The organism is Bacillus sp. J41TS8 (assembly GCF_018333035.1).
Taxonomy (GTDB): domain Bacteria; phylum Bacillota; class Bacilli; order Bacillales; family Bacillaceae; genus Bacillus; species Bacillus paralicheniformis.
In genome coordinates, this window is sequence record NZ_BORF01000008.1 from 23,615 (window position 1) to 38,946 (window position 15,332).

The 15,332-nt window shown below is 47.2% G+C and carries 14 protein-coding genes; 13 read left to right on the plus strand and 1 reads right to left on the minus strand.

Going from position 1 to position 15,332, the window contains the following annotated elements:
• Positions 1–7: 7 nt before the first annotated feature.
• Positions 8–1,960, plus strand: a complete 1,953-nt coding sequence (locus tag KI350_RS12270; protein ID WP_212930490.1) for an AMP-binding protein — start codon at positions 8–10, stop codon at positions 1,958–1,960.
• A 70-nt stretch (positions 1,961–2,030) separates the two neighbouring features.
• Here the strand turns inward: KI350_RS12270 and KI350_RS12275 are convergent, their stop codons facing one another.
• Positions 2,031–2,255 (minus strand): hypothetical protein, encoded by a 225-nt coding sequence (locus tag KI350_RS12275; RefSeq protein WP_020451692.1) that lies wholly within the window; start codon positions 2,253–2,255, stop codon positions 2,031–2,033.
• Between the two features lie 93 nt (positions 2,256–2,348).
• On the opposite strand from KI350_RS12275, the gene KI350_RS12280 reads away from it, so the two are divergent.
• The 12 genes from KI350_RS12280 to KI350_RS12335 all read left to right on the plus strand — a co-directional run bounded on the left by KI350_RS12280 (position 2,349) and on the right by KI350_RS12335 (position 15,229).
• A complete protein-coding gene (locus KI350_RS12280) occupies positions 2,349–2,579 on the plus strand; it encodes an excisionase family DNA-binding protein (protein WP_025810773.1) in 231 nt (76 codons plus the stop codon).
• 398 nt (positions 2,580–2,977) lie between these two features.
• Entirely contained in the window at positions 2,978–3,412 is a 435-nt protein-coding gene (locus KI350_RS12285; RefSeq protein WP_003182438.1) for a helical membrane plugin domain-containing protein, read from the plus strand.
• A gap of 36 nt (positions 3,413–3,448) precedes the next feature.
• On the plus strand, positions 3,449–4,627 hold the full coding sequence (locus KI350_RS12290; RefSeq protein ID WP_059231133.1) for an NAD(P)/FAD-dependent oxidoreductase: 1,179 nt from the start codon (positions 3,449–3,451) through the stop codon (positions 4,625–4,627).
• A gap of 186 nt (positions 4,628–4,813) precedes the next feature.
• On the plus strand, positions 4,814–5,419 hold the full coding sequence (locus tag KI350_RS12295; RefSeq protein WP_212930491.1) for a TetR/AcrR family transcriptional regulator: 606 nt from the start codon (positions 4,814–4,816) through the stop codon (positions 5,417–5,419).
• Complete coding sequence (locus KI350_RS12300; RefSeq protein WP_059231128.1) at positions 5,412–6,266, plus strand: ABC transporter ATP-binding protein; 855 nt, start codon at positions 5,412–5,414, stop codon at positions 6,264–6,266. The genes KI350_RS12295 and KI350_RS12300 overlap by 8 nt, the downstream gene beginning before the upstream one ends.
• Entirely contained in the window at positions 6,263–6,973 is a 711-nt protein-coding gene (locus tag KI350_RS12305) for a fluoroquinolone export ABC transporter permease subunit (RefSeq protein ID WP_059231126.1), read from the plus strand. The genes KI350_RS12300 and KI350_RS12305 overlap by 4 nt, the downstream gene beginning before the upstream one ends.
• Positions 6,970–7,686, plus strand: a complete 717-nt coding sequence (locus KI350_RS12310) for an ABC transporter permease (RefSeq protein WP_059231124.1) — start codon at positions 6,970–6,972, stop codon at positions 7,684–7,686. The genes KI350_RS12305 and KI350_RS12310 overlap by 4 nt, the downstream gene beginning before the upstream one ends.
• A 62-nt stretch (positions 7,687–7,748) precedes the next feature.
• Positions 7,749–9,221: a D-alanyl-D-alanine carboxypeptidase/D-alanyl-D-alanine endopeptidase gene (gene dacB / locus KI350_RS12315; protein ID WP_059231122.1), complete on the plus strand. Its 1,473-nt coding sequence runs from the start codon at positions 7,749–7,751 to the stop codon at positions 9,219–9,221.
• Between the two features lie 320 nt (positions 9,222–9,541).
• Positions 9,542–11,767 (plus strand): formate C-acetyltransferase, encoded by a 2,226-nt coding sequence (pflB, locus tag KI350_RS12320; RefSeq protein ID WP_020451683.1) that lies wholly within the window; start codon positions 9,542–9,544, stop codon positions 11,765–11,767.
• Between the two features lie 60 nt (positions 11,768–11,827).
• Positions 11,828–12,586 carry a pyruvate formate-lyase-activating protein gene (pflA, locus tag KI350_RS12325; protein WP_212930492.1) on the plus strand — a complete coding sequence of 253 codons (759 nt, stop codon included), beginning with the start codon at positions 11,828–11,830 and terminating at the stop codon, positions 12,584–12,586.
• A 155-nt stretch (positions 12,587–12,741) separates the two neighbouring features.
• Positions 12,742–13,944, plus strand: coding sequence for a DHH family phosphoesterase (locus KI350_RS12330; protein WP_059231156.1), 1,203 nt, complete (start codon positions 12,742–12,744; stop codon positions 13,942–13,944).
• A gap of 91 nt (positions 13,945–14,035) precedes the next feature.
• Positions 14,036–15,229 carry a glycoside hydrolase family 10-like protein gene (locus KI350_RS12335; protein WP_374706241.1) on the plus strand — a complete coding sequence of 398 codons (1,194 nt, stop codon included), beginning with the start codon at positions 14,036–14,038 and terminating at the stop codon, positions 15,227–15,229.
• The last annotated feature ends 103 nt before the right edge of the window (positions 15,230–15,332 follow it).

Consider the following 15,332-nt stretch of genomic DNA (forward strand, 5'->3'; position numbering starts at 1 on the left):
AAACGGTATGGCCGAAAAAGCGGTTTGGCAGCCTGATCCGGAATTTGTAAAAACGACCAGGCTGTTTCAATGGATGACAGCTCTCGGTTTTTCCGACTATGATGATTTTTTGAAAGCAAGTACAGACGATATCGCCTGGTTCTGGGAAGAGGCCGAAAAAGCGCTCGGCATCAGCTGGTACAAGCGGTACAGCCAAACATTGAATCTCGATAAAGGCATAAAATGGCCGAAATGGTTTTCCGGCGGACGCTTAAATGCCGTTTGCAGCGCCGTGGAAAAATGGTCCCGACAGCCTGATACGGCCGGCAGGACGGCCCTCATCTGGGAAAGCGAAGACGGAAAAACAGAACGGATCACCTATTCTTCTTTACATCAAAAAGTCGCCCGTGCGGCGGCAGGCTTTAAAAAACAAGGCATATCAAAAGGGGATGTCATTGCGATATACATGCCGATGATCCCGCAAACGGTCATCGCCATGCTCGCCGCCGCTAAAATCGGCGCGGTTTTCTCACCGGTTTTTTCAGGGTACGGCGCCCATGCGGCAGCCGCGAGACTCAGCGCTGCCGGAGCAAAAATTCTTGTCACAGCAGATGCCTTTTTGCGAAGGGGAAAGAAGGTCTGTATGAAGAAAGAAGCTGACAAAGCAGCAGACCTTGCCCCCACTGTCCAAAAAGTTGTCGTCTGCCGGCTTCACGATGGCGAACAAGATTGGAATCATAAGAGAGATATAGACTGGAATGAATTGATGAAAAGCGATCCTCTCCAGATGACAGAAGAAATGGACAGTTCAGATCCGCTCATGCTGCTTTACACATCTGGCACGACAGGACAGCCGAAGGGAGCGGTTCATACCCACGCCGGTTTTCCGCTGAAAGCTGCATTTGATGCGGGCTTCGGGATGGATGTCAAACAAGGGGACACGTTTTTCTGGTTTACAGACATGGGCTGGATGATGGGACCGTTTTTAATATTCGGGGGCCTCATCAACGGAGCGGCTGTTTTGCTGTATGACGGAGCACCGGACTTCCCGGCCCCGGATCGGCTGTGGGAGCTTGTCAGCAGACACCAGGTGTCGCATCTCGGCGTCTCTCCGACGCTCATTCGCTCACTGATGCAGCACGGCGAAAATTTTCTTCTTCAATGCGACCTGAGCAGTCTGAAGGCAATCGGCTCAACGGGAGAACCTTGGAATTATGAACCGTGGATATGGCTGTTCCGCCATGCTGGAAAAGAGCGGATTCCTATTTTTAATTATTCAGGAGGAACGGAAATTTCAGGCGGCATTTTGGGCAATGTGCTCCTGCGGCCGATCACGCCGATGACGTTTAATTCGCCTCTGCCTGGCATGGCGGCCAATGTCTTCAACGAAAAAGGGGAGGAAGTCGTCAATGAAGTCGGGGAGCTTGTCCTGACAAAGCCGTGGGTCGGCATGACGAATGGTTTTTGGAAGGAGCCGTCCAGATATGAAAAAGCATATTGGAGCCGCTGGACTGACGTCTGGGTGCACGGCGATTGGGCAAAACGTGATGAAAACGGCTACTGGACGATCAGCGGACGTTCTGATGATGTGATCAATACTGCTGGGAAAAGGATCGGGCCCGCCGAAATAGAGTCCGTACTGGTCGGCCATCCAGCGGTGGCGGAAGCAGGCGTTATCGGCGTTCCGGATCAGCTCAAAGGTCAGGCTGCCGTCTGCTTTGTCGTCCTCACACAGTCGGAAAAGCCGTCGGAAAAACTAAAAGATGATTTGCTGAACCTCGCCTCTGACGCGATCGGTAAAGCGATCAAGCCAAAAGCGGTTTACTTTGTCAGCGGTCTGCCGAAGACGAGAAATGCAAAAGTGATGAGACGGCTGATCAGAGCTGCCTATTTGAACGAGCCGGCAGGCGATTTGTCAACATTGGAAAATCGTCAAACATACGATGAAATTGCCGGCCTTTCAGCGCAAAAAAATCTGTAGTATACTGGATAAGGCTTGGAGACAAAGAAGAAGGACACGTCCTTCCTCTTTTTATTTTAAGACCAAAAACTCACATTCTGACGATAACCGAACCTCCGCCGGCCGCGCAGACGCGGTTTTGCTGCTCTTCAATTGAACGCAGCAGCTGATTGTTGCATTCCATGAGTTTGATCAGCAATTCCATTTGATCTTCGAGATTTTTCAGCCTTTGATTCATCTGCTGAGAAGATTGGCCGGTGTGCATGTGCGGGGCTGAAGGCGGATAAGACGTTTCAGAATTCCATTTTGAATACATAGAAATAGGCCTCCATCATCTAAACTGATATATCTTATCGTATGATCCTAAAATCGCAACGTTCGCCTAAATCAAAACGAGAGGAACTAAAACATGTACTTGACGATAAAGGAAACCGCAGAATATTTAACGCTTTCAGAAGCACATGTTGAACAGCTTGTGAGAGAAAAGAAAATTCGCACCGTCTTCGACGGACAGCAGCATTTAATCAACAAAGATCAATTCAATACCCATATGGAACAGATGGAAAAGTATAAAGAGTGGGCGGAATCCGTTCTGAACGAACCCATCCCCGAAGATCCGGATGTTAAAGATGAAGATTAACCGAGATAACGATAATTTCATTATGTAAACTAGATGCGTTTCTGGGAAATATTCGCACGACTCTATCATGACGTGTGAATGGGACGTTTCGTAAAAAAAGACACAATATAGGAAATGAAAGGGATGAAAGAAGCCCTATATATAAAGTTTTCTATGATTTTATTTCATTTCCGAAACAATCACGTTCATTTTTTGTTCAAAAAGTGTTATCATTTAGTAGTAAAAAATACAGCGTGTTTTGAGATTGCGGGTTTTCGGGAATTCCAGACTGAAAACAGCAAAACAAACACAAAAGGGGAGAACCTTTTTGCGGACTTGTTTGTGCACAAATTCACAAACTGTGAAAAAGGGGTTCCTTCAAAAAACAGCACATCGCTTATTGAAAAGGAGAATTGGTTATGCCGGAAACAATCGATCAAACAGCTGATCAAACAAACGAATCTGTAAGCCAAAGCCAACGCGATCTTATCGATCAACTGCTAAAACCTGAAGTACAGGAGTCTTTGACTGTTTTAGTCGACCAGCTTCCAAAGCTGACAGAACTGGTCAACATTTTGACAAAGTCTTACGATTTCGCACAATCCGTTGCAACTGATGAAGTATTAAAAAATGATACGGTCGGTGCCATTACAGAAATTCTTGAGCCTGTCAAAGATACGGCAAAAGAAATCGCGGCTACCGCCATTGAAGCAAAAGACCGCGCTGACGAAAGCAATGAAGTCATCGGACTTTTCGGTTTGCTGAAAATGCTTAAAGATCCGCAGGCCCAAAAGCTGTTCCGCTTTGTTCAAAGCTACCTGCAAATCATGTCAGAACGCGAAAAACAAAAATAATCACTATACATTCAGAATAAGGACGGAGGATTCACGATGTCAAAACATATCGTCATTTTAGGCGCTGGTTACGGCGGATTACTGTCTGCTTTAACAGTTCGCAAACACTACACAAAAGAAGAAGCAAAAGTCACAGTGGTTAACCAATACCCGACACATCAAATCATCACAGAACTGCACCGTCTTGCTGCGGGCAACGTGTCAGAACAGGCCATTGCGATGCCGCTTGCAAAGCTTTTCAAAGGAAAAGACATCGATCTTAAAATTGCCAAAGTCAACTCTTTCTCAGTTGACAAAAAAGAAGTCGCTCTTTCTGACGGCTCTACCCTGACGTATGACGCGCTTGTCGTCGGTCTTGGTTCTGTCACTGCTTACTTCGGCATTCCGGGACTTGCAGAAAACAGCATGGTGCTCAAATCTGCAAACGATGCAAACAAAATCTTCAAGCATGTTGAAGAGCGCGTGCGCGAATACGCGAAAACGAAAAACGAAGCGGATGCTACGATCTTAATCGGCGGCGGCGGACTAACAGGCGTCGAGCTTGTCGGTGAACTCGCCGATATCATGCCGAACCTTGCGAGAAGCTACGGTGTCGATCCGAAAGAAATCAAGCTGAAGCTTGTTGAAGCCGGTCCGAAAATCCTGCCGGTTCTTCCGGATGAGCTGATCGAACGTGCGACAAAGAGCCTTGAAAAACGCGGCGTTGAATTCTTGACAGGACTGCCTGTCACAAATGTAGAAGGAAACGTTGTTGATTTGAAAGACGGGCAAAAAATCGTCACAAATACATTTGTCTGGACCGGCGGTGTTCAAGGCAATCCGCTGATCGGCGAGTCAGGTCTTGAAGTGAACCGCGGACGCGCAACTGTAAACGATTTCCTTCAATCCACATCACATGAAGACGTATTTGTTGCAGGAGACAGCGCCGTTGTCTTCGGTCCGGATGGCCGTCCGTACCCTCCGACAGCTCAAATCGCTTGGCAAATGGGCGAGCTGATCGGCTACAACCTGTATGCATACTTAGAAAACAAATCAATGGAAACGTTCAGCCCTGTCAACTCAGGCACGCTTGCAAGCCTTGGCCGCAAAGATGCAGTTGCCGTTATCGGCGCGAACAGTACATCTCTTAAAGGCCTGCCTGCTTCATTGATGAAAGAAGCGAGCAACGTCCGTTATCTGACTCATATTAAAGGTCTGTTCAGCCTTGCTTATTAATGGAAATGAAGCGCTACTTATAGTTTAAACTATAAGTGGTGCTTTTTTTTGCTTTAAATTTGACGGGCAAATGAAAATATTGTGGTAAATTTGAACCAAAATGCATTGACAAAAAGACGGTCTCATCGCATTATATGAATATAAAATAAAAATATTCACATGTTTATAAATCAAGGAGAGACTGACATGCCGAAATTTACCGAAAAAGAAAAGGAAGCGATACGCTCAGCTTTAGTGCAAAGCGGAAGAGAGCTTTTTGCGCAGCTTGGATTGAAAAAAACGAGCGTTGGTGAGCTAACAGCCTCGGCCGGAATTGCCCAAGGCTCATTTTATACATTTTTCGACTCGAAAGAGGAGCTTTATTTTGAGATTTTGCAGCAGGAAGAAAGTAAGATCCGCGCCCAGCTTGAGGCATCATTTTCTGAAAGCGGGGAAACATTTGCACAGTTTTTGCGTGAAGCATTGGCGGTGGTGGAAGATAACCCGTACATTCGCCAAGTTTACGATGACAACTTACTCGAGACACTCTTCCGCAAACTCCCCGAAGAAAAGCTGCAGGCGCATTTCGACAGCGACGAAGATTTTTTCAAGCCTTTAATTGAAATGGGCCAGGAAAAAGGTTGGCTTGTCAGAAAAAAACCGGAGACGATCGTCAGCGTGATTCGCGCCATTGTTCTTTTATCCTTTCAAAAAACAAACATTGGGGAAGACCGCTACGACGAAACGATGGATTTGCTTATCGAATTGATCGGACAGGGGCTTTCGGCCAAGGAGGATGCAGCTCATGATTGAAGTCAGCGGGCTTCGCTTCACATACCCCGGACAAAAAACGCCCGTATTGAAAGGAATCGACTTTTCGATTCAAAAGGGTGAAATTTTTGGATTTCTCGGCCCTTCCGGCGCCGGAAAAAGCACGATTCAAAAAATCTTAATCGGTATTTTAAAGCAATATGAAGGCCGGGTTTCTGTTATGGGAAAAGAATTGAGTCAAGCCGACAGCTCCTTTTATGAGAAAATCGGCGTCGCCTTTGAATTTCCGAATTTTTATCAACGATTAACTGCGCTGGAAAACTTAAATTTGTTCCGTTCATTGTATGCATCTGAAACCGAGGAGCCGGAAACGCTGCTCGCTTTAACGGGTCTTGAAGAGTACGGCCGGACAAAGGTATCCGCTTACTCAAAAGGCATGAAAATGAGGCTGAATTTTTTGAGAGCCCTGATCAATCAGCCTGATTTTTTATTTCTAGACGAACCGACCTCGGGGCTCGATCCCGTACATGCCAAAACATTAAAACAGCTTATCCTGAACAAAAAGGCGGAAGGGAAGACGATCCTGATCACCACGCACCACATGCAGACAGCTGAAGAAATCTGCGACCGCGTCGCTTTCATCGTTGACGGCAGGGTGGCTTTGATTGATTCTCCGCGCGCCTTGAAAGTGCAAAAAGGAAAAAGGCACGTAAAAGTGGAATACCGCAGCCGCAGGCAGCTGGAAACCGCTCAATTCGACCTTGATCAGATCGGCAGCAGCCCGGAATTTTTGAACTTGATCAAGGAGCACCCTGTGGAAACCATCCATTCCCAAGAAGCGTCGCTTGAAGACATCTTTATCGATGTGACGGGGAGGCGTTTAAGTTGAGGATCTTGTCAGCGATTTCCCATGATATCAAACTTCAGTTCAAGCACGGATTTTATTATGCCTATTTGCTGATCAGCGCGGTGTATATCGCCGTGCTGCAGTTTCTTCCGGCTGATTACAGGGAGGCGGCCAACATTGCCTTGACATTTTCAGATCCGAGCTTCCTGGGGTTTTTCTTCATCGGGGGTCTTGTTTTACTGGAGAAAGGGCAAAACATCCATGACAGCCTGTTTGTCACGCCGCTAAGTGCGAGTGAGTATATTCTTTCCAAAACGGCGTCCTTGTCCGTTTTGTCTCTCGGTTCGAGCATGTTCATCCACAGCAGCGTGTTCGGCTATGGAACAAATTCCGGTTTGTTCGCTTGCGGCGTGCTGCTCACTTCATTTTTCTTCACGATGATCGGCTTAGGTTTGGCGGTCAGGTGCGAAACCTTAAACGGATTTTTCTTTTTGTCTTCTTTGAGCACCTTTGTGTTCGTTCTGCCTTTGTTTGAAACAGCGGGTATTTGGAGCAGCCCGCTGTTTTACGCTCTGCCGTCAAAGGCCTCATTAATGCTGTTAGGTTCCGCGTTTACCGGCCTTCAGCAGTGGGAGCTCATCTACGCGATTTCCACTCTTTTGTTGTGGAACGGAGCCGCGTATTTCTGGGCGAGGCATTCACTGCAAACGTTCATCACATTAAAGCTTGGCGGAGGTGATACGCGATGATGAAAATCATTCAGCTGATACGCGGAGATATGAAACAGATCAGGCGTGATTCAATGCTCGCTTTTTACGGTCTGGCGCCTTTTCTGCTCATCGTTGTGACGGCAGCAGGCATTCCTTTGTCAGCGGAACTGACGGCCTTCAATATCACCCCATACCGTCATTTGATCATGAGCTTTGCCATGCTTTTCCCCCCCCTGATTCTCGGCATCATGTCGGGGTTTATCCTGCTTGATGAGCGCGACGAAAATATGATTCAGTATTTTGCCGTGACGCCCTTGTCGAAGCGCGGATATGTCATGATCCGCCTCATCCTGCCGATGGCGCTCACTTTTTGCTACAGCATTTTGCTGTTTGCATCCGGCGGTTTAGTGGCGCCCGGCTCTGTGTACCTTTTGTTCGTCCTGATTATGGTGACGCTTCAAGCCCCGATTTACACGCTGCTTTTAGCCGCTTATGCTTCGAACAAAGTGGAAGGGCTTGCTTTAATGAAAGGGTTCAGCCTGCTCACTCTTATGCCGGCCGCGGTTTATTTTATTCCTTTGCCGTGGCAGCTTTTCGGCGTTTTCACACCGACCTACTGGACAGCGAAAACGTACTTGGCAGGAACTTCTCACGAAGGGCTTGTTCTCGTTTTCGGGTTCAGCGGAGTTGTGCTGCATGTCATGATACTGCTGCTTTTATACCGGAGGTTTTTGGTGAAAACCGACCAATAGGAGTATATCCCGCCGCGTTTTGCAATAAAGTATTAAAACATCAGCGGGAGGCGGGATATTCTATGAAGAAAAATATGAAGCTTTGTCTGTGTATGATCATGATTTTTGTTTTGACGTTGGCCGGCAGCATAGACGGCTTGGCCGCCGGGGAAAAAGGCGGCGGCCTCAAAGAGCAAATCGATCAGCTGTTAAAGACCGAACCTGATTTAAAAGGTGCGCTCGCAGGCATCAGCGTCAGATCCGCAGAAAGCGGGAAAATGATATACGGCCATATGAGTGATACACGGATGAGGCCGGCATCCAATCTGAAGCTTTTAACGGCAGCAGCTGCCTTTTCCGTCCTGGGCGGGGACTATACCTTTCCTACAGAGGTGATGACAGACGGCGCGCGAGCCGCGAGCACACTCAAAGGCAGCCTTTATATCAAAGGAAAAGGCGATCCGACGCTTTTGAAAGCGGATTTTCAGCAAATGGCCGAAGCACTCCGAAAACAAGGGATCACAGTCATCCGGGGAGACTTGGTCGGCGATGATTCCTGGTATGATGATGTTCGCTACTCTCAAGACCTTTCCTGGACCGATGAAGACGCATACTACGGAGCACAGATCTCGGCTTTAACGGCTTCGCCAAATGAAGACTATGATGCCGGAACAGTCATCATTGACGTGAATCCTGACGGCAAAACCGGAAAAAAACCGGCTGTATCGCTCACCCCGCAAACGAACCATGTCAAAATCGAAAACAATGCCAAAACCGTTGCCGCAGACGGAAAAAAAGATATTACGATTAAAAGGAAACACGGCGGAAATACCATCCAAATCAAAGGGACGATTCCACAAGGCGCTTCAAGGGTCAGACAATGGGTTGCGGTTTGGGAGCCGTCAAAATATGCACTCGATTTATTTAAACAGGCTTTACAGCAACAAGGTATTCAAATCCTGGGAGAGACTAAAACCGGCAAAGTACCAAAAAAAGCGCGCCGCATCACCTCACATCACTCCATGCCGCTTTCAGAGCTGATGATCCCCTTTATGAAGCTCAGCAACAACGGCCATGGCGAAACACTGATCAAGGAAATGGGAAGGACCGCGGGTCGTGAAGGAAGCTGGGATCAAGGTCTGGAAGTGTTAAATAAAGAACTGCAGGGATTTGGAATGGACACAGAAAAGCTCGTTCTCAGAGACGGCTCAGGCATCTCGCATATCAATTTGATTTCTGCCGACCAGATCACAAAGCTATTGTATTCCGTTCAAGAGGAGAAATGGTTTCCGTCGTTTGCCCGTTCACTCCCGGTTGCGGGAGAAAGCGACAGAATGGTTGGCGGCACATTAAGAAACCGGCTGAAAGACCCGGCTCTAAAAGGCAGAGTCAGAGCGAAAACAGGTTCTCTTTCAACCGTCAGTACATTGTCGGGCTATATCGATACTGCAAGCGGCAAGACATTGATTTTCTCCATTCTTCTCAATCAGCTCGCGGATGATGAGAAAGGAAAGGATATTGAAGACAAAATCGTTCAAATATTAGCTTCTTCATGACGTCTCCCATTGCGACAGGCAATGGGTTTTCTTTATTTCATGTTTTGCTGCCGGCCGATTTTGATTTTCTAACCCAACTCTTTTTTGTATAACAGTTTCCCTCTATTTTGATTTTATTATAATACAGAATCAACAAAAGAAAATGGCTTCAAACAGCGGCAGAAATGAGAAAACACGTGATGTTCAAAGAACTTTCTCAAATTTGTTAACTATTTCACATAAATATGTGATTTTTATCACATTCAAACCTGTTATATTGAACATAAGATATATATGCAACAACTGTTATATCATTTCAACTTGAAAAGAGGGGGATTTAAATGGAACAATGGAAAGGTTTCACCACAAACGTTTGGCAAAAAGAAGTCAATGTCCGCGATTTTATTCTCTCGAACTTTGAGCCATATCAAGGTGACGAATCGTTTCTCGAACCTCCGACGGAAGCTACATCGGCATTATGGGATCACGTAATGGACTTGACAAAAAAAGAGCGTGAAAACGGAGGCGTCCTCGATATGGATACAGAGATCGTCTCAACGATTACCTCGCACGGTCCCGGCTATTTGGACAAAGACTTGGAAAAAGTCGTCGGCGTTCAAACCGATGAGCCGTTTAAACGGTCGCTTCAGCCTTTCGGCGGCATTCGCATGGCGAAACAAGCATGTGAATCCTATGGTTTTGAATTGAATGAAGAAGTGGAAAGAATCTTTACCGATTACCGCAAAACCCATAACCAAGGCGTGTTTGACGCGTATACGGACGAAATGAAACTCGCCCGAAAGGTCGGAATCATTACCGGACTGCCTGATGCTTACGGGCGCGGGCGCATCATCGGCGATTACCGGAGAGTGGCGCTTTACGGCGTGGACTTCCTGATCGATGAAAAGAAAAAAGATGCGGCCGGCACCTCTCGCGTGATGTCTGAAGAAAACATCCGCCTTCGTGAAGAATTGTCAGAACAAATCCGGGCATTGAATGAACTTAAAGCACTTGCAGCAAGTTATGGCTTTGACATTTCCGAGCCTGCGGCGAATGCAAGAGAAGCATTTCAATGGCTGTATTTTGCCTATTTGGCTGCCATTAAAGAGCAAAATGGAGCAGCAATGAGCCTTGGCCGCGTGTCCACGTTCCTTGATATATACATCGAAAGAGATTTGAAAACGGGCGCATTAACAGAACAGGAGGCCCAAGAGCTTGTCGACCATTTTGTCATGAAGCTGCGCTTGGTCAAATTTGCACGCACACCTGACTACAATGAGCTGTTCAGCGGCGATCCGACGTGGGTGACAGAATCAATCGGCGGAATAGCGCACGACGGACGCGCACTCGTCACGAAAAACTCGTTCCGTTTCCTGCATACGCTTGACAATTTAGGTCCGGCGCCGGAACCAAATTTAACCGTCCTTTGGTCTGTCAGGCTGCCGCAAAAGTTTAAAAACTACTGTGCCAAAATGTCGATTAAAACGAGCTCGATTCAATACGAAAATGACGATATTATGCGTCCTGAATACGGGGATGACTACGGCATCGCCTGCTGTGTATCGGCAATGGCAATCGGCAAACAAATGCAGTTCTTCGGAGCACGCGCTAACTTGGCGAAAGCGCTTTTATATGCGATTAATGGCGGAAAAGACGAAAAGCATAAAATGCAAGTCGGTCCGGAAATGCCTCCGGTTGCTTCCGATGTGCTGGACTATGACGAGGTCATGCATAAATTCGATCAGACGATGGAATGGCTTGCAGGCTTGTACATCAATACGCTCAATGTCATTCACTACATGCATGATAAATATTGCTATGAAAGAATTGAAATGGCGCTGCACGACACGGACATTTTGCGGACGATGGCCACCGGGATCGCCGGCTTGAGCGTTGTGGCCGATTCGTTAAGCGCTATCAAATATGCCAAAGTCAATGTTGTCCGCGATGAAAACGGCATTGCCGTCGATTTTGAAACAGAAGGCGACTTTCCTAAGTACGGAAATAATGATGACCGCGTCGACGCGATCGCCGTTGACATTGTCAAGCGCTTTATGAAAAAACTGCGCAAGCACCAGACATATCGCCAGTCTGTTCATACCATGTCAATTTTAACGATCACGTCAAACGTCGTTTACGGCAAGAAAACCGGAAATACGCCGGATGGACGCCGGGCGGGAGAACCGTTTGCTCCAGGCGCGAATCCGATGCACGGCCGCGATACTAAAGGAACGCTTGCATCGCTGTCTTCAGTGGCAAAGCTGCCTTACAGCTATGCGCTCGACGGCATATCCAACACCTTTTCGATCGTCCCGAAAGCGCTTGGCAAAGACGAAGAGAGCCGCGCCGTCAATTTATCAAGCATCCTTGACGGTTACGCCGCAAAAACAGGGCATCACTTAAATGTAAACGTATTTAACAGAGAAACATTGCTCGACGCCATGGAACATCCGGAGGAATATCCGCAGTTAACGATTCGCGTCTCAGGCTATGCGGTCAACTTTATTAAGCTGACGAAAGAACAGCAGTTAGACGTTATCAGCCGTACCTTCCATGAATCGATGTAACGAGCATAAAGCGGAGCGCGGCCGAGGCGCTCCGCCCCATAAAAAGAGGTGATCTTCATCATGGATGGAAATATTCATTCGATCGAAACACTCGGCACCGTTGACGGTCCGGGCATCAGATATGTCGTCTTCACACAAGGCTGCCTGATGCGCTGTCAATTTTGCCATAATGCTGATACATGGGAAATCGGAACCGGAAAACAAATGACGGTTTCCGAAATCGTTCAGGATGTCCAGCAATATCTCCCGTTTATTCAATCATCAGGCGGAGGCATCACCGTTAGCGGAGGCGAGCCGCTTTTACAACTGCCATTTTTAATCGAGCTGTTCAAAGCCTGTAAAAGCCATGGCATACACACGGCGCTCGATTCGTCCGGCGGATGCTATTCGGCGGCGCCGGCATTTCAAGAGCAGATCAAAGAGCTGATCCAGTATACAGACCTTGTTTTGCTTGATCTCAAGCATATCAACAGGAAAAAACATATCAACCTGACAGGAATGCCGAATGACCACATATTGGATTTTGCCCGGTTTCTCGCTGATCATCAAGTCCCCGTCTGGATCCGCCATGTACTGGTTCCGGGGATCTCTGATATCGATGACGATTTAGCAGCCCTCGGCACGTTTATCGGCACGCTGGCGAACGTTCAGAAGGTGGAGGTTCTTCCTTATCACAAACTCGGCGTCTACAAGTGGGAAGCGCTTGGCCTGGATTATCCATTAAAAGGGGTTGAACCGCCAAGTGCCGCCAGGGCCGAAAACGCATACAGACTACTCACCGCCCACTTGCAAGGCGGAGCCATGCTGCAAGAAACATAAACCCTTTTAACCGGACAGACTTTTTCCAACAAAAAGCTGTCCTTTTTGTCTTACCGCACAACCGTATAAAAAATCCCTTTTTTTACAATAGTAAGATGAGAAAGATGCGCCTGCTGCGGCAGGCCGACAATAAAACAGCAAGGTGGGCGGGAAGCATGTATCATTTGTATTCTCACAACGACTTGGACGGAGTCGGCTGCGGAATTCTCGCAAAGGTGGCCTTTGGCGAACGGGTCGAGGTCCGCTACAATTCGGTCACCGGACTTGATATGCAAGTCGGACGTTTTCTGGAACGGACAAAAGGAAAAGAAAAACAGCATGAAGGCCTGTTTATTACGGACTTGTCCGTTCATCAAGAAAATGAAGAAAGGCTGGACCAATATGCTGAAGCGGGCGGAAAGGTCAAACTCATCGACCACCACAAAACTGCGCTTCATTTGAATGAACGCTCTTGGGGCATGGTAAAAGTTCAATATGAGGACGGCAGGCTCGCTTCAGCGACTTCTCTTTTTTATGAATACTTAATAGACAACGGCCATATTCAAGAGACAAAAGCGATGGATCAGTTTGTCGAACTCGTACGCCTCTATGATACATGGGAATGGGAACAGACGGACGCGCTCGAAGCAAGGCGCCTGAATGACCTGTTTTTTATGGTCTCCATTGACGAATTTGAGGAAAAAATGGTCCGGCGCCTTAAAGAAAGCGACGCGTTTTCATTTGATGAATTCGAAGAAAAAATCTTGGATATGGAAGAAGAAAAAATTGAACGGTATATCCGCAGGAAACGGCGGGAAATCGTTCAGACCTTCATCAATGCACACTGCGTCGGCATCGTGCATGCGGAATCCTATCATTCCGAAGTAGGGAACGAACTCGGAAAAACGTATCCGCACCTTGACTATATCGCCATCTTAAATATGGGCGGCAAAAAAGTGAGCCTTCGCACCATCCATGATGAAACAGATGTATCAGAAATCGCCGGCACGTTCGGCGGAGGCGGCCATGCCAAGGCAGCGGGGTGCCCGCTGACAGATGAAGCATTCAAGCTGTATGTGACTGAACCGTTTCCGCTGGAGCCCTTGAGAGCGGATGCCTTTAAAAACGTCTATAATGTAAAAGAGTCGGACAACGGCAGCCTTTATATCAACAGGGACGAAGACCAGTTTTTTCTCTTTCCTGGAGAACACGGCTGGAACATTCAATTAAACGGCGTGACTCAGCATGAGACATTTACTTCATTCGAAGAGGCAGAACGGTTTATTAAAAGAAATTATGCTGCATGGCTCGCAAGGGATGAAGCATTTGTCCAATATTTGATGCAGCAGGTCAAACAGGCGATCCAAACGACAGGCTAAAGACTTCGACAGTCTAGGCCTGTTTTTTTATATACAAAAAAGAACAGCCGGCATATAATAACAGAAAGTTCCGATTTTTCCAAAAGGGGAGATGTTCATGAAAGAAAAGAACACAAGCTGCGAAACAAAAGAATTTCGGGCCGTGTGGATCGCCACCGTCACAAACATTGACTGGCCTTCGAAAAAAGGGCTGACAATCGAAGAGCAAAAAACAGAATATGTGAAGCTTTTGGATGCTGTGACAGCCATGGGGATGAACGCAGTTGTCGTTCAAATTAAGCCGGCGGCGGATGCGTTTTATCCTTCCGCATACGGGCCGTGGTCGGAATACTTAACAGGCGTTCAAGGAAAAGACCCCGGCTACGATCCGCTGTCATTTTTGCTCGAAGAAACCCACCGGAGAAAGCTTGAATTTCATGCATGGTTCAACCCTTATCGGATCACGATGAATCATACGGATTTGAACAGGCTCTCACAGGATCACCCGGCTAGAATGCACCCCGATTGGGTCGTTGCCTACGGCAGACAGCTGTATTACAATCCCGGCATTCCTGAGGCACAGGAATTCATTGTCCAAGGCATAGCAGAGGTCGTCAAGAATTACCAAGTCGACGCCGTTCATATGGATGACTATTTTTATCCGTATAAAATTGCGGGCCTCGAATTTCCCGACTTGAGCACGTATGAACAATATGGAAAGGACCGTTTTTCAAATATTGAAGATTGGCGGAGGGACAACGTCAACCAGCTTGTCAAACAGATCAACGCCGCCGTCAAAAAAGAAAGAGCATCGGTCAAATTTGGAATCAGCCCCTTTGGTGTATGGCGCAATATAGCAGATGATCCGACGGGATCGAATACAGCCGCCGGAATGACAAACTATGACGACCTTTATGCTGACACGAGGGAATGGATCAGGCAGGGATACATCGATTACATCGCCCCGCAAATCTACTGGAGCATCGGCTTTGCCCCGGCTTCCTACGACATTTTAGTAGACTGGTGGAAAAATGAAGTCAGCCAACGCCCCGTTCATTTATACATCGGACAAGCAGCCTATAAAATCAATCAAAACTCAGATCCTGCCTGGTCAGACCCTGAAGAATATCCGCGACAGATCGCCTTAAACCGCGACTCAATGGTGATGGGAAGCATCCATTTCAGCCTGAAAGATTTAAACCGGAACCCGCTCGGCATAAAAGACAGGCTGATCCAGGACTTGTACAAAAAACCGGCAGCTATTCCCGGTATGCCTTGGCTTGACAGCGTAAACAGCAAACAGTGAAAACTGATATTTTAGTGATACGGCCGCCGGTAACAGTACCAATCCATTTTGACAATGTTCAAAATGGATTTTTTGTGTTAAAAATCGCATGAATAGAGCACCT